General features: G+C 66.1%; 14 protein-coding genes and 1 riboswitch. Of the genes, 11 read left to right on the top strand and 3 right to left on the bottom strand.

Annotation, left to right across the window (positions count from 1 at the left end):
- Positions 1-98 precede the first annotated feature (98 nt).
- The 5 genes from J2S76_RS15020 (at position 99) to J2S76_RS15000 (ending at position 4805) form a co-directional block, all read left to right on the top strand.
- A complete protein-coding gene (locus J2S76_RS15020; protein WP_307061508.1) occupies positions 99-1307 on the top strand; it encodes a pyridoxal phosphate-dependent aminotransferase in 1209 nt (402 codons plus the stop codon).
- A gap of 30 nt (positions 1308-1337) precedes the next feature.
- Positions 1338-1895, top strand: a complete 558-nt coding sequence (locus tag J2S76_RS15015) for a lysozyme inhibitor LprI family protein (RefSeq protein WP_307061506.1) — start codon at positions 1338-1340, stop codon at positions 1893-1895.
- 110 nt (positions 1896-2005) lie between these two features.
- Positions 2006-2767 (top strand): SDR family NAD(P)-dependent oxidoreductase, encoded by a 762-nt coding sequence (locus J2S76_RS15010; protein ID WP_307061505.1) that lies wholly within the window; start codon positions 2006-2008, stop codon positions 2765-2767.
- Between the two features lie 110 nt (positions 2768-2877).
- Positions 2878-3786: a sugar kinase gene (locus J2S76_RS15005; RefSeq protein WP_307061503.1), complete on the top strand. Its 909-nt coding sequence runs from the start codon at positions 2878-2880 to the stop codon at positions 3784-3786.
- A 131-nt stretch (positions 3787-3917) separates the two neighbouring features.
- Positions 3918-4805 carry a cation diffusion facilitator family transporter gene (locus J2S76_RS15000; protein WP_307061501.1) on the top strand — a complete coding sequence of 296 codons (888 nt, stop codon included), beginning with the start codon at positions 3918-3920 and terminating at the stop codon, positions 4803-4805.
- A 158-nt stretch (positions 4806-4963) separates the two neighbouring features.
- Here J2S76_RS15000 and J2S76_RS14995 read toward each other — a convergent pair whose 3' ends face one another.
- Complete coding sequence (locus tag J2S76_RS14995; RefSeq protein WP_307061500.1) at positions 4964-6211, bottom strand: lytic murein transglycosylase; 1248 nt, start codon at positions 6209-6211, stop codon at positions 4964-4966.
- A gap of 118 nt (positions 6212-6329) precedes the next feature.
- Positions 6330-6457, top strand: a riboswitch (TPP riboswitch).
- Positions 6458-6552: 95 nt separating this feature from the next.
- Here J2S76_RS14995 and thiC point away from each other — a divergent pair.
- Positions 6553-8382, top strand: a complete 1830-nt coding sequence (gene thiC / locus J2S76_RS14990; protein WP_307061498.1) for a phosphomethylpyrimidine synthase ThiC — start codon at positions 6553-6555, stop codon at positions 8380-8382.
- A gap of 58 nt (positions 8383-8440) precedes the next feature.
- Entirely contained in the window at positions 8441-8884 is a 444-nt protein-coding gene (locus J2S76_RS14985; protein WP_307061496.1) for an NUDIX hydrolase, read from the top strand.
- Positions 8885-8989: 105 nt separating this feature from the next.
- On the opposite strand, the gene oxlT (J2S76_RS14980) is transcribed toward J2S76_RS14985, so the two are convergent.
- Together oxlT (J2S76_RS14980) and oxlT (J2S76_RS14975) are read right to left on the bottom strand one after the other, a co-directional pair.
- Entirely contained in the window at positions 8990-10315 is a 1326-nt protein-coding gene (gene oxlT / locus J2S76_RS14980) for an oxalate/formate MFS antiporter (RefSeq protein ID WP_307061494.1), read from the bottom strand.
- Between the two features lie 668 nt (positions 10316-10983).
- Positions 10984-12300: an oxalate/formate MFS antiporter gene (gene oxlT / locus J2S76_RS14975; protein WP_307061492.1), complete on the bottom strand. Its 1317-nt coding sequence runs from the start codon at positions 12298-12300 to the stop codon at positions 10984-10986.
- Positions 12301-12843: 543 nt separating this feature from the next.
- Here oxlT (J2S76_RS14975) and J2S76_RS14970 point away from each other — a divergent pair.
- The 4 genes from J2S76_RS14970 (at position 12844) to frc (ending at position 17845) form a co-directional block, all read left to right on the top strand.
- Complete coding sequence (locus J2S76_RS14970) at positions 12844-13545, top strand: GntR family transcriptional regulator (protein WP_307061490.1); 702 nt, start codon at positions 12844-12846, stop codon at positions 13543-13545.
- 410 nt (positions 13546-13955) lie between these two features.
- A complete protein-coding gene (locus J2S76_RS14965; RefSeq protein ID WP_307061488.1) occupies positions 13956-14681 on the top strand; it encodes a GntR family transcriptional regulator in 726 nt (241 codons plus the stop codon).
- A gap of 43 nt (positions 14682-14724) precedes the next feature.
- Positions 14725-16464 carry an oxalyl-CoA decarboxylase gene (gene oxc, locus J2S76_RS14960; RefSeq protein ID WP_018387629.1) on the top strand — a complete coding sequence of 580 codons (1740 nt, stop codon included), beginning with the start codon at positions 14725-14727 and terminating at the stop codon, positions 16462-16464.
- Between the two features lie 103 nt (positions 16465-16567).
- Positions 16568-17845 carry a formyl-CoA transferase gene (gene frc / locus J2S76_RS14955; RefSeq protein WP_018387630.1) on the top strand — a complete coding sequence of 426 codons (1278 nt, stop codon included), beginning with the start codon at positions 16568-16570 and terminating at the stop codon, positions 17843-17845.
- Positions 17846-18088 lie beyond the last annotated feature (243 nt).

Below are 18088 nucleotides of genomic sequence, written 5' to 3'. Positions count from 1 at the left end.
TGAACCTCGCCCCGCTCCCGTGTGACACGAATGCGAAAGACTGCAAGAGCTTTGATGCGCCGCGCCAACGGAAACGCCAACAGAACGCCGACGAGGACATGATGAAGCCTGCCACCCGCCTGCCGCTCCACCCTGTCGCGGCCTTCGACCGGATCGGCGAGGAGAACGCCTTTGCGGTGCTGGCGCGCGCCGCCGCGCTGTCGGCGCAGGGGCGCGACATCATCAATCTCGGCATCGGCCAGCCCGATTTCGCCACTCCCGGCCATATCGTCGAAGCCGCCATCAAGGCGCTGCGCGACGGGCAGCACGGCTACACCCCTTCTGTCGGCATCCAGCCGTTGCGCGAGGCGGTGGCGGGCGACATCCACCGCCGCTTCGGCCTCGATATCGACCCCGGCCGGGTGATGATCGTGCCCGGCGGCAAGGTGACGATGTTCTCGGCCATCCTCATGCTGGGCGAGCCCGGCGCGGAAATCCTCTATCCCGACCCCGGCTTTCCCATCTACCGCTCGATGATCGAGTTCACCGGCGCCACCCCTATCCCGGTGCCGGTGCGCGAGGAGAACGGCTTCGGCTTCTCTGCGGCGGAAGCGCTCGCGCTCATCACCGAGCGCACCCGCCTCGTCATCCTCAACTCGCCGGCCAACCCGACCGGAGGCGTCACGCCCAAGGCCGAGATCGACGCCCTCATTGCCGGGCTGGCGCAGCACCCCCATGTCGCCATTCTCTCGGACGAGATCTACGATCAGTTCCTGTTCGACGGCGAGGCGCACACCACCCTGCTGGCCTACCCGGAAATCCGCGACCGCCTGATCCTGCTCAATGGCTGGTCGAAGACCTATGCGATGACCGGCTGGCGGCTCGGCTGGGCGCTGTGGCCGGAAGGCCTGTTCGACGCCGCGCGCAAGCTCGCGGTCAATGCGTGGTCCTGCGTCAACGCGCCAGCGCAGTTTGGCGCGCTGGCCGCGCTCACCGGGCCGCAGGACTGCGTGGCCGAGATGGTGGCCGAATTCGACCGCCGCCGGCATCTGGTGGTGGACGGGCTCAACGCTTTGCCGGGCGTGCGCTGCGCTGTGCCGAAGGGCGCGTTCTATGCCTTCCCCAATATATCAGCCACCGGTTGGACCTCGGCGAAGGCGCTCGCCACCGCCTTGCTGGATGAAGCGGGAGTCGCCACCATAGGCGGGCCGGATTTCGGCGTGTTCGGCGAGGGCTATATCCGCCTGTCCTACGCCAATTCCGCCGCCAACATCTCCCGCGCGCTGGAGCGCATGGACGCCTTCCTGCGGGCGGCCCGCGCCACCTGAACGCGCTGGGCCGAACGGAGGCCGAGAACGATGAGATCCCGCCGCCTCGGCCCGCTGCTGGCCGCGCCCCTGCTGTTCTTGGCCGCCGCCGCATGGGCTGGGGACGCGGCGGAATGCCGGCGGCAGAACCAAGAGCCGCGCGCCTATCTCGACTGCCTCACCGCGCTGCAGGTGGCGGGCGAGCGGCAACTCCAGCGCAGCGTCGTGGGCGTCGGCGCAACGATCGAGGCGCGGGCCGATCTCCAGCCGGCGCAGCGGCGGCGGTGGATCGAGTTGTTCGAGGAATCGCAGGGGCGCTTCGTCCATTGGCGCAATTTCGAATGCCAGAGCATCGCCCCGTTCGAGGGCGAGGGGCCGCGCCAGAGCTTTGGCGGGCGGCTGGGCGGCTCGGGTGTGATCGAGCAGCGGCTGATCTGCCTGATCAATCACAATGAGCACCGCGCCCGCGATCTCGATGCCCGCTACGCCCCGGCGGGTGGCTGGCCGCCGGCACTTCGTGCAGTAGAGCCGGCAGAAGACGGTGCAACCACGCCTGCGCAGCCGACGGCGCCCGCCACCGCTCCGCGCATCATCATGATCGCGCCGTGAGCGCCGCACCGCACGCCGCACCGGGATAAACCGGCGAGGTGTCTTGTGCCGGAGCCGTGGTGCGGGAATCATGGGCCGAGACTCCCCCCACTTCTGAAGGATCACCGACCATGGATCTCGGACTCAAGGGACTGCGCGCCGTCGTTACCGGTGGCACCAAGGGCATCGGCCTCGCCATCGCCGAGACGCTGGCGGCCGAGGGCTGTGATGTCGCCGTGTGCAGCCGCCATGACGGGGAGGCACAGGCCACCGCCGCCCGGCTGGCGGAGGCGGGCGTGAAAACGCTCGGCGTCGGGGCCGACGTGTCCGACGGCGCCGCCCTCGCCGGCTTTGTGGAGAAGGCGGCCAGCGCGTTTGGCGGGCTCGACATCGTTGTGGCCAATGTCAGCGCGCTCGCGGTCGGCCATGAGGAGGAGCACTGGAAGAAGGGCTTCGACACCGACCTCATGGGCACGGTGCGCCTCGTCAACGCCGCCATGCCCTATCTCGAACAGAGCGCCGCCGGCTCCATCGTCACCATCTCCTCGGTGTCCGGCCGCGAGATCGACTTCGCCTGCGGCCCCTATGGCGTGTTCAAGGCGGCGCTGATCCATTACACGCAGGGCCTCGCCTACCAGCTGGCGCCGAAGAAGATCCGCGCCAACACCGTCTCCCCGGGCAACACCTATTTCGACGGCGGCATCTGGAACCAGATCAAGGACGGCAACCCGGCCCTGTACGCCGAGGCGCTGGCGCTCAACCCAACCGGCCGCATGGCGACGGCGCAGGAAATCGCCAACGCCGCCGTCTTCCTGGCGAGCCCGGCGGCGAGCTTCATCTATGGCACCAATCTGGTGGTCGATGGCGCCCTGACCCGCGGCGTCCAGTTCTGAGCCTGCCTTTCCGTCCCGCCCCGGGCGGGACGGAAAGCCGCCCCGACCTTGCCTCGCTGGTGGAATAAAGCGAGGCTCCCGCGCGAATCGACGCGCATAGGGAGGGACGCATGGCCCGGGTCATTTCAATCGGCGAAGTCATGGTCGAGCTGGCACGGGGCGCCGATGGGCGCTTCGGCCAGTCGGTCGGTGGCGACACCTTCAACACCGCTGTCTATCTCGCCCGCGCCGGCGTTGAGACCGCCTATGCCACCGCGCTCGGCGACGACCCCTATTCCGACGCCATCCGCGCCTCCGCCCAGGGCGAGGGCCTCGACACAAGGCTGATGGCGCGCGTGCCGGGGCGGACCGCCGGCCTCTACCTCATCGACACCGACCCGCAGGGCGAACGCAGCTTCACCTATTGGCGCGACACCGCCCCGGCGCGCGAGCTGTTCGAGCTGCCCGGCTGGGAAGTGGTGTGCGAGGCGCTGATCGAGGCCAATCTCATCTATCTCTCCGGCATCACCCTCTCGCTTTATTCCAATGCCGGGCTCGGGCGGCTGCTGGCGACGCTGGAATTCGCCCGCGAGCGCGGCACCCGCATCGTCTTCGACGGCAATTTCCGCCCGCGCAACTGGCGCGGCGACGTGGCGAGGGCGCGCGCGGTCTATGCCGAGGCGCTCAAGCGCACCTCCATCGCCCTGCCGACATTCGAGGATGAGGCAACGCTGTGGGGCGACGGCTCCCCCACCACCACCGCCGAGCGCCTCGCCACCTTCGGCGTCCAGGAAATCGTGGTGAAGAACGGCGCCGAGGGCGCGCTGGTCGTCAGCGGCGGCACGGCGCAGCTCGTGCCCATTCCCCAGCCGGTGGAACCCGTCGACACCACCGCCGCCGGCGACAGCTTCAACGCCGCCTATCTCGCCGCCCGCCTTGCCGGCGAGTTGCCGACAGCGGCGGCGGAAGCCGGGCACCATCTGGCGGGCCGCGTCATCCGCCATCGCGGCGCGCTGCTGCCCCGCCACGCCAACGCCTGAGGCCCTTCACTGAGAAGGACTGCAAACGCTTCTGCGAATGACTTGCAAGTCATTGCCGTTGCTTGCTTTTCATCGCATGAGCGACTAAGCGCAGGGCCTGAGGCGCGCGGCGCCATAACAGGTAGGCGCCGATGGCTCTCTCCTCGCGGATCGCCTTGATCAATGTTGGCATCAGCCTGATCGTACTTGGGCTGAAATATCTCGCGTTCCTGCTCACCGGCAGCGTGGCGCTGTATTCGGACGCGCTGGAAAGCATCGTCAACGTGGCCACCGCCATCGCCGCCGTGGTGGCGCTGCGCGTCAGCGCCAAGCCGGCCGATGCCGCCCACCCCTATGGCTATGCCAAGGCCGAGTATTTTTCCGCCGTCATCGTCGGCGTGCTGATCGTCGTCGCCGCCATCACCATCTTCCGCGAGGTCTATCTCGGCTGGCTCGAACCGCACAGCTTCGATGCCTCGCCCAAGGGCCTGGCAATCAACGCCCTCGCCACCATCATCAACGGCATCTGGTGCGCGATCCTGATTCGCGAAGGCCGCCGCGCCCGCTCGCCCGCGCTCGCCGCCGATGGCCGGCACCTGCTGACCGATGTCGTCTCGTCGGCAGGCGTGCTGCTCGGCGTCGCGCTGGCGGCGCTTTCCGGCTGGGAGAAGCTCGACCTCGTGCTGGCCGGGCTGGTCGCGGTGAACATTCTGTGGTCAGGCTGGTCGGTGCTGAAGGAGAGCGTCGGCGGGCTGATGGACCAGGCCGTGCCGGCGGAGACGCTGGAGCGCATCCGCCGCCGCATCGCCGCCGAGGCCACCGGCGCCATCGAGGCGCATGATTTGCGCACACGGCAGGCGGGGCGGATGATCTTCGTCGATTTCCACCTCGTCGTTCCCGGCGACATGCCGGTCAGCGAGGCGCATGCCATCTGCGACCGCATCGAAGACGCGCTGGAGGCGGAGGTCGCCGACGTGCTCGTCAACATTCATGTCGAGCCGGAAGTGAAGGCCAAGCAGCAGGGCGTGCCGGTGCTGTGAGGCTGGCGGTTGCCCCGCCCTGCCGACGATTGCCGTCCTCCCCGGGCTGCGCTCATCCCCGGGCTTGACCCGGGGATCCACGTCTTGGGCGCGCGGAAGAAAGGCGTGGATGACCAGGCCAAGCCCGGCCATGACGATGCTCCCTCAGGCGTCGATCTTCACTTCCCCGCCCGCAGGGCCGCCACCAGTTCCGGCGTCGGGTAGGAATCGGCCGGCAGGCCGAGCCGCTGCTGCTCCACCTTGATCGCCTGCCGCGTCGCCGCGCCGATAATGCCGTCGACCCGCCCGACATGGTGGCCGCGCGCGTTGAGCAGCGTCTGCAGTTCCTTCGCCTGCGCCATGGACAGCACCGGGATCTTGTCGCCCTGCCCCCGGTTGAACGGCCCCGCCCCGGCGACGCGCGAGGCGAGATAGGCGGCTGACGTGGCGTAGGTCAGCGAATTGTTCCACTCAGTGAACACGTCGAAATTCGGGTAGACGAGGAAGGCTGGTCCCGTCCGCCCCATCGGCAGCAGCAGCGAGGCGGGAAGCTGGTCGGCGGGAAGCTGGCCGCCGCCGGCCCGCACCACCCCCATTCGCGCCCATTGGGAGCGGGGGATCTTGATCGAGAGATCCGCCTGGTCCCAGGGCAGGTTGGCCGGCACGCTCACCTCTTCCAGCCAGGGCTGGCCGGCCTTCCAGCCCAGCGCCTTGATGTAGTTGGCCGCCGAGGCCAGCGCGTCGGGCGCCGAGCGAATGAGATCGACCCGCCCGTCGCCGTCGAAATCGACGCCGTAGTTCAGATAATGGTCGGGCAGGAACTGGAACTGGCCAAGCTCGCCCGCCCAGGGGCCGCGCATGGTCTGCACGGTCAGGTCGCCCCGGTCGATGATCTTCAGCGCCGCCATCAGCTGGGTGCGGAACATCTCCGCCCGCCGGCAGTCCCACGCCAGCGAGGCGACCGAGCGAATCGTCTGCTTGTCGCCCATGAAGGCGCCGAAATCGGTCTCCAGCCCCCAGAAGGCGACCAGCACCGCGCCCGGCACCCCGAATTGCTGCTCGATCCGGCTGAACAGATCGGGATTGGCCTGAATCTTCTGGCGACCCTGCTGGATGCGGTAATTGGCGACCATGCGGTCGGAGAACTGGAAGAAGCTCTGGCCGAACACCTTCTGCCCGCGATCGGTGCCGACAATGTCGGGGGCATAGGTCACGCCGTTGAGCGCGGCCGCCACCGTGCGCGGCGACACCCCTTCCGCCACCGCCTGCTGCTTGAAGCCGGCGAGCCAGGCATCGAAGCCGGCGCCGGTCCGGCCGCAATTCTCCTGGGCAGAGGCCGCAGCAGGGGCGAGCAAACCGAAGGCAAGCGCGCCGGCGATCAACGCGCGGCGGGTCGCAGTGCGGGGCGGAAACGTCGTGCTGGCCATAGGTCCCCCGATATCTCAGGCATCGTTTCGTTGTGATCAGCAATCTACAGGAAATACGGCAGCCGCAGGGTGACGGTTCGGCGGGATTTGACCCGTGGCCGACTTTCGTCGAAGATCATGGCGTTCCAAGGGGAGCCCCGCTAGGGGGCTGAGAGAGCGCCGGCTGTGCTGCAAGGCAGGGCAACGCGATGACCCTTCGAACCTGATCCGGGTCATGCCGGCGAAGGGATCGGAACCGAATGGCGTCGCCACCCGCGGTGTATCTCCGTGCCACGCGTCGCCATCCTTCCCCAGCGTCACAACACCCGGATCTCCCCAACCTCTGGTTCAGGAGATCCACCATGTCGACCAAACACCCCCACAGCCTCAACGTCGCCACCGGGCCCATCCCCGGCTCGCGCCGCATCTATGCCGAATGCCCGGCGCGCGGCTTTCGCGTGCCGTTCCGCGAAATCCTGCTGCACCCCTCGGCCGGCGAGCCCAACCTCGCGGTCTATGACGCCTCCGGCCCCTATACCGACGCGGACGCCACCATCGACATCACGGCGGGCCTCGCGCGCCCGCGTGACGCCTGGGTGCGCGCGCGTGGAGATATAGAGGCCTATGACGGGCGAGCCGTGAAGCCGGAGGACAATGGCCATGTCCCCGCCGACAAGCTGGTGGCGCCCTTCCCGCTGCGCCACCGCCCGCTGCGGGCGAAAGCCGGCGCGGTGACGCAGATGGCCTATGCCCGCGCCGGCATCGTCACGGCGGAGATGGAATATGTCGCCCTGCGCGAGAATGGCCTGCGCGAGCGCATCCGCGACATCCTCCGCGATGGCGAGGATTTCGGCGCCGCCATCCCCGATGTGGTGACGCCCGAATTCGTGCGCGACGAGGTGGCGCGCGGGCGTGCCGTCATCCCCGCCAACATCAACCATGGCGAATTGGAGCCGATGGCGATCGGCCGCAATTTCCTCGTCAAGATCAACGCCAATATCGGCAATTCCGCCGTCACCTCCTCGGTAGCCGACGAGGTGGACAAGATGGTGTGGGCAATCCGCTGGGGCGCTGACACGGTGATGGACCTCTCCACCGGGCGCAACATCCACAACATCCGCGACTGGATCGTACGAAACTCCCCCGTGCCGATCGGCACCGTGCCGATCTACCAGGCGCTGGAAAAGGTCGGCGGCATCGCTGAGGACCTCACATGGGAGGTTTTTCGAGATACGCTGATCGAGCAGGCCGAGCAGGGCGTCGACTATTTCACCATCCATGCCGGGGTGCGCCTGCCGCATGTGCCGCTGACGGCGAATCGGGTGACCGGCATCGTCTCGCGCGGCGGCTCGATCATGGCGAAATGGTGCCTCGCCCATCATCGCGAGAGCTTCCTCTATGAGCGATTCGCCGAAATCTGCGAAATCATGCGCGCCTATGACGTCACCTTCTCGCTGGGCGACGGGCTGCGCCCCGGCTCCATAGCCGACGCCAATGACGCGGCCCAGTTCGCCGAGCTGGAGACGCTGGGCGAGCTGACGCAGACCGCCTGGAAGCACGACTGCCAGGTCATCATCGAAGGCCCCGGCCATGTGCCGATGCACAAAATCAAAGCCAACATGGACAAGCAGCTCGCCACCTGCGGCGAGGCGCCGTTCTACACGCTCGGGCCGCTGACCACCGACATCGCCCCCGGCTATGACCACATCACCAGCGCCATCGGCGCGGCGATGATCGGTTGGTTCGGCACCGCCATGCTCTGCTACGTCACGCCGAAGGAGCATCTCGGCCTGCCCAACCGCGACGACGTGAAAACCGGCGTCATCACCTACAAGATCGCCGCCCACGCCGCCGATCTCGCCAAGGGCCACCCGCTGGCGCGGGCCTGGGACGATGCGCTCTCACGGGCGCGCTTCGAGTTCCGCTGGCAGGACCAGTTCAGCCTCGCCCTCGACCCCGACACCGCCATGGCCTTCCATGACGAGACGCTGCCGAAGGAGGCGCACAAGCTGGCGCATTTCTGCTCCATGTGCGGGCCGAAATTCTGCTCGATGAAGATCAGCCACGAGATCCGCGACACCGCCCGGCAGGCCGAAGCGCGGGCGGAGGCGGAACAGGGCATGGAGGAGATGGCCGAACGTTTCCGCGCCGGCGGCGGACGGATCTATCGCGACGCGACGGCGGCGGAGTAGTTGTTTCCCGCGCGGCCGGGCTTGTCCGGCCGCGCACCCTCTCAGGAGTATTGTCGCAATGACCTTGCCGCATCCGGTCCGCCCCGTTGCCGCCGTTCTCGCCCTTGTGGCGCGGGGGGAGCAGATGCTGCTGGTGCGCCGCGCCAACCCGCCCGACCAGGGGCTCTGGGGTTTTCCCGGCGGCCGTATCGAGCCAGGCGAAACCCATCTCGACGCCGCTTTGCGCGAGTTGCACGAGGAAACCGGCCTCCATGCCGACCTGCCGCGCCTGCTCACCGTGCTCGACTTCATCGAGCACGGCCCCGACGGCGCCCTCACCCATCATTTCGCGATGATCGCCGTGCTGTGCCGCTGGCGCTCCGGCGAGGCCGTGGCCGCCGATGACGCGCTGGAGGCGCGCTGGTTCGACCGCCCGGAACTCGCCGGGCTTGGCCCGCGTGCCAGCGTCAAGGTGGGGTATCTCGCCGACCTCGCCCTCGCTCTGCCGGGCGAGGCCGGCTGACTGGCACTTAGCGCCGCGCATACGAAAAGGGGGCCCGCAAGGGCCCCCCGTCGAGATGGTGAATTTTGGCAGGACCGACCGGCGGCCGCGCGGGCCGCCGATGGATCAGGCATGCGCCGTGACGGTGCTGGTCTTGTCCACCGCCGGCGGCATGGCGGCCGAACGTGCCACATGCGCCTTGAGCGTGCGCGGCAGTACCGCGATCGCCAGGAACGCTGCGAACAGGTCCATGGCGGCAACCGTGTAGAGCACGGTGGACCAGGTGCCGGTCGCTTCCATCAGCAGGTTGCCGACCGGAACGAACAGCGCGCCGATACCCTTGGCGGTGTAGAGCACGCCGTAGATCTTGCCGATGTGCTTGGTGCCGAAGGCGTCGCCGGCGAGAGCCGAGAACAGCGAGTAGACTTCACCCCAGGCGAGGAACACCACGCCGGAGAGGATGAGGAACGCCCACGGATTGTGGCCGAAGGCGCCGAGCGCGATGATGCCGAGGCCTTCAAGGGTGAAGGCGATGACCATCGTCTTCTCGCGGCCGATATGGTCCGAGATCCAGCCGAACAGCGGACGCGAGATGCCGTTCATGACGCGGTCGAGCATCAGGGCGAGCGGCAGTGCGGCCATGACGAAGAAGTACAGGTCGACCTGGAACTCCTTCACGCCGAGATCCTGCGCGATGACGCCGAGCTGGGCCACCGCCATCATGCCGCCGGTGACGACGCAGATGAACATCAGGAACATGAGCCAGAAGAGCTTGGTGCTCATGGCTTCGCCAAGCGTGTAGTCGCGGCGGCTCTGGTTGAGCTTGGTGGAAGCCTTGACCTCACCCGCCTTCGGCGAGCGCAGGAACCAGGCGGCAACGAAGGCGAGACCGCCCTGCAGCAGGCCGAAGAAGAAGAAGGTCTCCTGGAAGCCGGCGCTATCGATCATCGCGGCGATCGGCAGGATGGTGGCGGCCGAGCCGGCGCCATAGCCGCCCGCCGTCAGGCCGACGGCGAGGCCGCGACGATCCGGGAACCACTTCAGCGCGTTGTTGATGCAGGTCGCGTAGATCGAGCCCACGCCGATACCGCCAATGGCGGCGCCGAGGTAGAAGCCCATCAGGCTGGTGGCCTGCGAATTGATCACCCAGGCCGCGCCGATGAACAGGGCGCCGAAGGCGACCATCAGGCGGGGGCCAAGCTTGTCGATGAAATAGCCTTCGATCGGCGCGAGCCAGGTCTGCACCAGAACGAAGATGGTGAACGCGATCTGGATCGACGCGCGCTCCCAGCCGAAGGTCTCCTGAATTTCAGGAACGAACAGCGTCCAGGCGTACTGGATGTTCGCGGTCGCCACCATACAGACGACGCCGACAACAAGCTGAAGCCAACGGCGGCTTTCCGAATAATCCTGGCCAGGCCCGACGGCGGCCAGCGTCTTGGACGTACTCAAGGGCGATCTCCTCTCCCAAATCGATAAATGCCGCGGATCGGCTTTTTATTGCGGTCGTTCCGTTGCCTGTTCGGCTCGGCGCCGGCTTGTCGTTGGTCCCGGGGGCGCTTTCTGCGTCGCCCCCGCGACGGCCGCTTGAGCGGCATTTTGGTCCCAAAGGTTGCGCGGTATCCGCCCCCTTACGCCGCGTTCCGAAACCTCGGAGGCGCCTTGACGCAGGGTTGCGGAACCGACCCGCTGAGGCCGGATCATAATCGACAATATTATGTATGCCAATTGCGATTTATGACTCGGCGCACGTTCCGTAAGCCTAAAGACCTTGTAGACTTTCCACTTGTCGTCGAGATCGCCTTTAATAGATGTCACATCGTTGTCGCGTACCGCCCCTGCGTTAGTGCAAATCGCAACAGAAGGTGAATAGCAGGAACCCTCGGGAATGGAGACTTGCCCTCGTCGCTGGAGACAACCGCATTTGGGCAGCGATGACACCAAAGCGCACGGTTCGCGTTCCATTTTGGCGGGGTATTTACAATTGGAATGCTGCCAATCTGGCGGACCACCAGTGAACCCTCAACGTCGGCGCGCAGGCCCCTCCGTGCGGCGGACAAGAAAAAGGGCCCGTCCGAGGACGGGCCCTTGAAGAAAACGGGTGGTGGGGGGAGAGGCGGCTATTCGGCCGCCATCACCTTGGCCGACCCCTTCGCCGCTGCCGCGGCGGCGGCCGCGCGACGGCCATGGGCGGACGCCAGCGGCTTGAGCACGGCCAGCGCCATCACCGCGGCGACGATGTTCAGCGCCGCAGCCGTGATGAACACCGCGTGCCAGCTGCCCGTCATGGTGGTGATGACGCTGGTGAACGGCACGATCAGCGCCGCCGTACCCTTGGCGGTGTAGAGAAGGCCGGCATTGGTGGTGGCGAACTTCGAGCCGAAGGCGTCGCCGCACATAGCCGGGAACAGCGAGTAGATCTCGCCCCAGGCGAAGAACACCAGGCCGGTGAGGATGACGAACAGCACCGGGTTATGACCGAGCACGCTCAGCGCGTAGATGCCGACGCCTTCAATGGCGAAGGCCACGAACATGGTGTTCTCACGGCCGATCTGATCCGACACCCAGCCGAAGAACGGACGGGTAAGGCCGTTCAGCACGCGGTCGATCGCGGCGGCGAAGGTCAGCGCCGGCAGTGTGATGCCGATCAGGCTCACCGGAATATCGGCGATGCCGAAATCCTTGGCGATCGGGCCGAGCTGGGCGGTCGCCATCAGGCCGCCGGCGGCCATCATGACGAACATCGCATACATCACCCAGAACAGCGGGGTGGAGAGCATCTCCTTGGGCGCGAAATCGCGGGCCGACTGCGAGACCTTGGCAATCGCTTTGGCGGCGAAGGCGGCGATCTGCTCCTTCTTCGGCGCAGCGAGGAAGAGCGCGATCAGCGTGATCACGACGCCCTGGGCAACACCGAAGTAGAAGAACGCAGCCTCATAGCCCTGATTCTTGATCATGTTCTGGATCGGGATCACGGTCAGCGCCGAGCCGGCGCCGAAGCCGGCGGCGGTGATGCCGGCGGCAAGGCCGCGACGATCCGGGAACCACTTGAGCGAGTTGCCCACGCAGGTGCCATACACCGCACCGGCGCCGATACCGCCCAGCGCCGCACCGACATAAAGCAGGGTCAGCGTGTCGGCATAGGAGTTGATCACCCAGGCCAGGCCGCAGAGCACGCCACCGAACAGCACCACGACGCGCGGGCCGTATTTGTCGACGAACCAGCCCTCGACCGGCACCAGCCAGGTCTCGGTGACGATGAAGATGGAGAATGCCACCTGGATCGCGGCGCGATCCCAGCCATGGGCTTCCTGCATCGGATTGACGAAGAAGGTCCAGCCATACTGCATGTTGGCGATCATGCACATGCAGATCACGCCGAACACGAGCTGCAGCCAGCGCTTTTTATTGACGGATGCCGTTGCGTCAGATGTCATGTTGTCCTCGAACGTTTCCCAACGTAAAGAGATCAGTTATTTGCTGTTCTTCTTGTTGAATGCCCGCTGCGCGCACCCATAAGGGCGCGTCTTAGATCAGCCATTCCGCCGACCATACTATGGTTTTTTGGTAATGCAAAATTTTGCATACCACAAACATCTGTATCCAACAGAAATCGAAATGACCTAACGGCATGTTACGATAGGGGATACTTCGCCTCTATTACCTAACGTCAGTTACGCGAAAGCCTTGGCGCCGCTTGGGCATCCGGCAGGTCCCGGGCCCCGGGAGGGGAACCGATTGGCGAGAATTTGCGGGCGAGGCTTTGCCGCGCACACCCGGCCGCGCGGGCCTGGGGCCATCCCGCATGGACATTCTGTATGTGTTATACGATGCTCACAGAGCCTGTTCCCCCAAAGAGAATCGCAAAGGATCGTGGGGCAGGACCGCGTAATGGCCGGGCGAAAGCGGCCGCCCTGCAGGAAAACTGCAGCGGACAACAACAAGAACAACGTCTTCAGCAACTGACGAGGAAACCGCCCGTGGAAAGCGCCGACACCCAGACGAGGCTGAACATCGCGCCTCTCGCCGCCAATACCAGCCTTCGGACCCTGGCCTATGACGCCATCAAGAAGGCCATCACCGAGATGGACATGTATGGGCAGGACAGCGAGATCCGGCTCGACGAGCGGCAGCTCTCGCACGATCTCGGCGTGAGCCGCACCCCGATCCGCGAGGCTCTCACCGTCCTTGAGCAGGAAGGCTTCGTGCGCTCGGTGCCGCGACGCGGCATTTTCGTGGTGCGCAAGTCCAAGCGCGAGATCATCGACATGATCGTCGTCTGGGCGGCGCTGGAGAGCATGGCCGCCCGGCTCGCCGCCAGCCGGGCCACCGATCGCGAGCTCGCGGAACTGCGGGAGCTTTTCCACGATTTCGAGGGCGAAGCGCCCGCCGACCACATGAACGAATATTCCAACGCCAATATCCGTTTTCACCAGAACATCATCCGGCTCGGCGGCTGCGAGATGATCGCCGAGATGACGGAAAACCTGTTCATCCACATTCGCGGCATCCGCGCCGTGTCAGTGCGCCAGGAGAACCGCTCCGAGCGCTCGCTGCAGGAGCATCGCGGCATCATCGCCGCCCTGGTGGCCCGCAACGCCGATCTGGCCGAGCGGCTGGTGCGCGAGCACACGCTGGGCCTTGCCGCCCATGTCGAGAAGCACGGCAAGTTCCCCTCCTGACTCCCGCTTTCCGGCGGTTTACGGGCGGCGGGAGGCCGGAACCATCGGCGCGAAGCGCCCTTCAGGCCCTTCGCCATGTGGCGGTAGGCCTTTTCTTTTCAAAGCCTTAGGACTGATTCGCCCGCCCCCGGACGCAACCACCGGTCAGAATGGAGCGAACTTTTGACTGCGGGACGCCGCAAAGTGTTCCGGCGCCCTCGCCAGGCCCGATCGTCCGTGGTATATTGCATACGCAAGTGCGCTCCACCCTCCTTACTAAAGGTCAGGATGAGCTGAGAAAGCGCACGGCGCAGGTGAGGAAAAGGGGACCGGAGGCACCCCCGCGACGGGGACAAGCGAATTGACATGTTGGTATTTGGTATGCCACTTTTTCGGAAATCCGCTGTGGGTTTTCCGCAGAGGACGCTTCCGTGAACAGCAAGGCAGTTGTGAGCAAGCACTGGCAAAGCGGTGAGAATGGCCTGACCATCGAGCGCCTGCCGGCCAAGGAGAGCTTCAAGAGCAAGGCCTATGCCGCTCTCAAGGAAGCCATCACGCACATGAATATCTACGGCTCGAGCGAGCCGATGCTGCTCGACGAGCGGGATATTTCCGAGCGTCTCGGCGCAAGCCGGACGCCGATCCGCGAGGCGGTCGCGATGCTGGAGCAGGAGGGCCTGCTCCGCGCCGTACCCCGGCGGGGAATTATGGTTGTTCGCCGTTCCAAGGCCGAGATCATCGAGATGATCGAGGCCTGGGCGGCGCTGGAAAGCATGGCGGCCCGCCTCGCCACGCAGCGCGCAAGCGACGAGGCGATCGCCGAGCTTAGGACGTTGTTCAAAAAGTTCGATCTGGCGCGGATCGAGCGCGACCGGTGCGACGAGTATTCCAGTGCGAATATCGCGTTTCACCAGGCGCTGATCCGGCTGAGCGGCTCTTCGCTGCTCGTGGCGATGACGGAAAACCTGTTCTTCCATGTACGGGCCATCCGCCACCGCACGATCTTTGAGATGGACCGGGCGCAGCGTTCGGCATCCGACCATCTGGAGATCATTCTTGCTCTCGAGGCGCGGGACGCGGACCGCGCTGAACGTCTGGTCAGAGACCATACGCTCCGGCTCGCTGAGCATGTCGAGAACCACGTAGACCTAGATTAGGGCGGCATGAACCCGCCGAAGGACGTTTGGGAGGGAATACGGGATGTCCGCAGTCGCACAGGTTATTGACGTGAATGCCGCCGCCGAGACCGAGCAGGAGCTCACGGACGGCTTCCACCTGGTCATCGATGCGCTCAAACTGAACGATATCGACACCATTTACGGCGTACCCGGGATCCCGATCACGGATCTGGGTCGCATGGCGCAGGCCGAAGGCATCCGCGTCGTCTCGTTCCGCCATGAGCAGAACGCGGGCAACGCCGCCGCCATCGCCGGCTTTCTGACGAAGAAGCCGGGCGTGTGCCTCACCGTCTCGGCGCCGGGCTTCCTCAACGGCCTCACGGCCCTGGCGAACGCCACCACCAACTGCTTCCCCATGATCCTCATCTCCGGCTCGTCCGAGCGCGAGATCGTCGACCTCCAGCAGGGCGACTATGAGGAAATGGACCAGCTTGCCATTGCCAAGCCGCTCTGCAAGGCGGCCTTCCGCGTGCTGCACGCGGCCGATATCGGCATCGGCGTCGCCCGCGCCATCCGCGCGGCCGTTTCCGGCCGTCCCGGCGGCGTCTATCTCGACCTGCCGGCCAAGCTGTTCTCGCAGGTGATGGATGCCGATGCCGGCGCCAAGTCGCTGGTCAAGGTGATCGACGCCGCCCCGGCGCAGCTCCCCTCGCCCTCCGCCGTCACCCGCGCGCTCGACGTGCTGAAGTCGGCCAAGAAGCCGCTGATCATCCTCGGCAAGGGCGCCGCTTACGCGCAGGCCGATGCGGAGATCCGCTCCTTCATCGAAACCTCCGGCATCCCCTTCCTGCCGATGTCGATGGCCAAGGGCCTGCTGCCCGACAACCATCCGCTCTCGGCCGGCGCCGCTCGTTCGACGGTGCTGAAGGATTCGGACGTCGTCGTTCTCGTCGGCGCGCGCCTCAACTGGCTGCTGTCGCACGGCAAGGGCAAGACCTGGGGCGACGCCCCGAAGAAGTTCATCCAGATCGACATCGAGCCCAAGGAAATGGACTCGAATGTCGAGATCGCGGCGCCGCTGGTCGGCGACATCGGTTCGGTCATCGAGGCCCTGAACGAGGGCATCAAGACCGGCTGGAAGGCGCCTGCGGCCGAGTGGATCGACGCGATCAACGCCCGCAAGGAAGTCAATATCGGCAAGATGGCCCAGCGCCTGCTGAAGAACTCCACGCCGATGGATTTCCATTCGGCGCTCGGCGCTCTCAAGCAGGTCATCAAGGAGCGTCCGGACGCGATCCTCGTCAATGAGGGCGCCAACACGCTCGACCTCGCCCGTGGCGTCATCGACATGTACCAGCCGCGCAAGCGCCTGGATGTCGGCACCTGGGGCGTGATGGGCATCGGCATGGGCTTCGCCATCGGCGCGGCGGTGGAAACCGGCAAGCCGGTGCTGGCGGTCGAGGGCGACAGCGCCTTCGGCTTCTCCGGCATGGAAGTCGAGACCATCTGCCGCTACAACCTGCCGGTCTGCGTCGTTATCTTCAACAATAACGGCATCTATCGCGGCACCGACACCGACCCGACCGGTCGCGATCCCGGCACCACCGTCTTCGTCGCCGACTCGCGCTACGACAAGATGATGGAAGCCTTCGGTGGCGTCGGCGTCCACGTCACCACCCCGGACGAGCTCAAGCGCGCCGTGGACGAGGCGATGGACAGCGGCAAGCCGACCCTCATCAACGCCGTGATCGACCCGGCCGCCGGCAGCGAGAGCGGCAATATCGGCAGCCTGAACCCGCAGAGCGTCGTGAAGAAGAAGTAAGTCAAACCGGGACGGGTGGGGAGCGGCAATTTCCCCACCCGTCCCATCCCCTAAGTAACAACGACACAACGGCGAAAAGCCGGGTCATCTTGAGAGGAACCCCATGGGCAAGGCATTGGACGGCGTTCGCGTCCTCGATTTCACCCATGTTCAGTCCGGCCCCACCTGCACGCAGCTTCTCGCGTGGTTCGGGGCCGATGTGATCAAGGTAGAGCGTCCGGGCGAGGGTGATGTCACCCGCGCCCAGCTGCGCGATGTCCCCAATGCGGACAGCCTCTACTTCACGATGCTGAACTCCAACAAGCGCTCCATCACGCTCGACACCAAGAACCCCGAGGGCAAGAAGGTCCTCGAGGAGCTGGTGAAGATCTGCGACGTGATGGTCGAGAATTTCGCCCCCGGCGCGCTCGACCGCATGGGCTTCACCTGGGAGCGCATCCAGGAGCTCAACCCGCGCATCATCCTCGCCTCGGTGAAGGGCTTCGGCCCCGGCCCGTTCGAGGACTGCAAGGTCTATGAGAACGTCGCCCAGTGCACCGGCGGCTCGGCCTCGACCACGGGTTTCCGCGATGGCCTGCCGCTCGTCACCGCCGCCCAGATCGGCGATTCCGGCACCGGCCTGCACCTCGCGCTCGGCATCGTCACGGCGCTCTACCAGCGCACGCTGACCGGCCGCGGCCAGAAGGTGCTGTGCGCCATGCAGGACGCGGTGCTGAATTTCTGCCGCGTGAAGATGCGCGACCAGCAGCGCCTGGAGCGCGGCCCGCTGCGCGAATACAGCCAGTTCGGCGAAGGCCTGCCCTTCGGCGATTCGGTGCCGCGCGCCGGCAATGATTCCGGTGGCGGCCAGCCCGGGCGCATCCTGAAGTGCAAGGGCTGGGAGACCGATCCCAACGCCTACATCTATTTCATCACCCAGGCCCCGGTCTGGGGGAAGATCTGCGACGTCATCGGCGAGCCGGACTGGAAGACCGATCCGAACTACGCCACGCCGGCGGCGCGCCTGCCCCATCTCAACGAGATCTTCCACCGCGTCGAATCGTGGACCATGGCCCACACCAAGTTCGAGGCGATGGAAATCCTCAACAAGGTCGACATTCCCTGCGGCCCGGTGCTCTCGATGAAGGAGATCGCCGAGGACCAGTCGCTCTACGCGACCGGCACACTGGTGGAGATCGACCACCCCACGCGCGGCAAGTACCTGACCGTCGGCAACCCGATCAAGCTGTCGGACAACGACGTCGAGGTCGAGCGCTCGCCGCTGCTGGGCGAGCACACCGAGGAAATCCTCGCCGGTGTCCTCGGCCTCGGTGGCGACGAGATCGCCCGCATCAAGGCTTCCGGCGCGGTCGGCGAGCCAGTGCGGCTGGCGGCCGAGTGAGATTGCCGCCCTCGGGCGGCGCAAACGGTACGCGGCCGGGTCTCCCGGCCGTCGGCGAGACGGGAGCCTCCCGGCGGCGGGAAGAAAAGGCGGACGCGCTTCAGCGCCTCCGCCCTCCTAACGAAAGACACGGGCGCCGCGCGGCACGCCGCGGCGGCAATCCGCAAACAGACATTTCGCCGGGCGGCGGGCGCGATCCGCGTCGATGCCCGGCGGCGTGTGAGGCCAGGGTGGACGAGAAGA

The organism is Ancylobacter vacuolatus (genome assembly GCF_030813595.1).
In the GTDB taxonomy this organism is placed as follows: domain Bacteria; phylum Pseudomonadota; class Alphaproteobacteria; order Rhizobiales; family Xanthobacteraceae; genus Ancylobacter; species Ancylobacter vacuolatus.
The sequence above is the reverse complement of the archived record's forward strand: the minus strand, read 5'-3'. Positions and strand labels throughout refer to the sequence as shown.

Excerpts from the sequence above, each read along its gene's own strand:
- J2S76_RS15020 (WP_307061508.1), top strand. The coding sequence starts at position 99 with ATGATGAAGCCTGCCACCCGCCTGCCGCTCCACCCTGTCGCGGCCTTC.
- J2S76_RS15015 (WP_307061506.1), top strand. The coding sequence starts at position 1,338 with ATGAGATCCCGCCGCCTCGGCCCGCTGCTGGCCGCGCCCCTGCTGTTC.
- J2S76_RS15010 (WP_307061505.1), top strand. The coding sequence starts at position 2,006 with ATGGATCTCGGACTCAAGGGACTGCGCGCCGTCGTTACCGGTGGCACC.
- J2S76_RS15005 (WP_307061503.1), top strand. The coding sequence starts at position 2,878 with ATGGCCCGGGTCATTTCAATCGGCGAAGTCATGGTCGAGCTGGCACGG.
- J2S76_RS15000 (WP_307061501.1), top strand. The coding sequence starts at position 3,918 with ATGGCTCTCTCCTCGCGGATCGCCTTGATCAATGTTGGCATCAGCCTG.
- J2S76_RS14995 (WP_307061500.1), bottom strand. The coding sequence starts at position 6,211 with ATGGCCAGCACGACGTTTCCGCCCCGCACTGCGACCCGCCGCGCGTTG.
- thiC (WP_307061498.1), top strand. The coding sequence starts at position 6,553 with ATGTCGACCAAACACCCCCACAGCCTCAACGTCGCCACCGGGCCCATC.
- J2S76_RS14985 (WP_307061496.1), top strand. The coding sequence starts at position 8,441 with ATGACCTTGCCGCATCCGGTCCGCCCCGTTGCCGCCGTTCTCGCCCTT.
- oxlT (WP_307061492.1), bottom strand. The coding sequence starts at position 12,300 with ATGACATCTGACGCAACGGCATCCGTCAATAAAAAGCGCTGGCTGCAG.
- oxc (WP_018387629.1), top strand. The coding sequence starts at position 14,725 with ATGTCCGCAGTCGCACAGGTTATTGACGTGAATGCCGCCGCCGAGACC.
- frc (WP_018387630.1), top strand. The coding sequence starts at position 16,568 with ATGGGCAAGGCATTGGACGGCGTTCGCGTCCTCGATTTCACCCATGTT.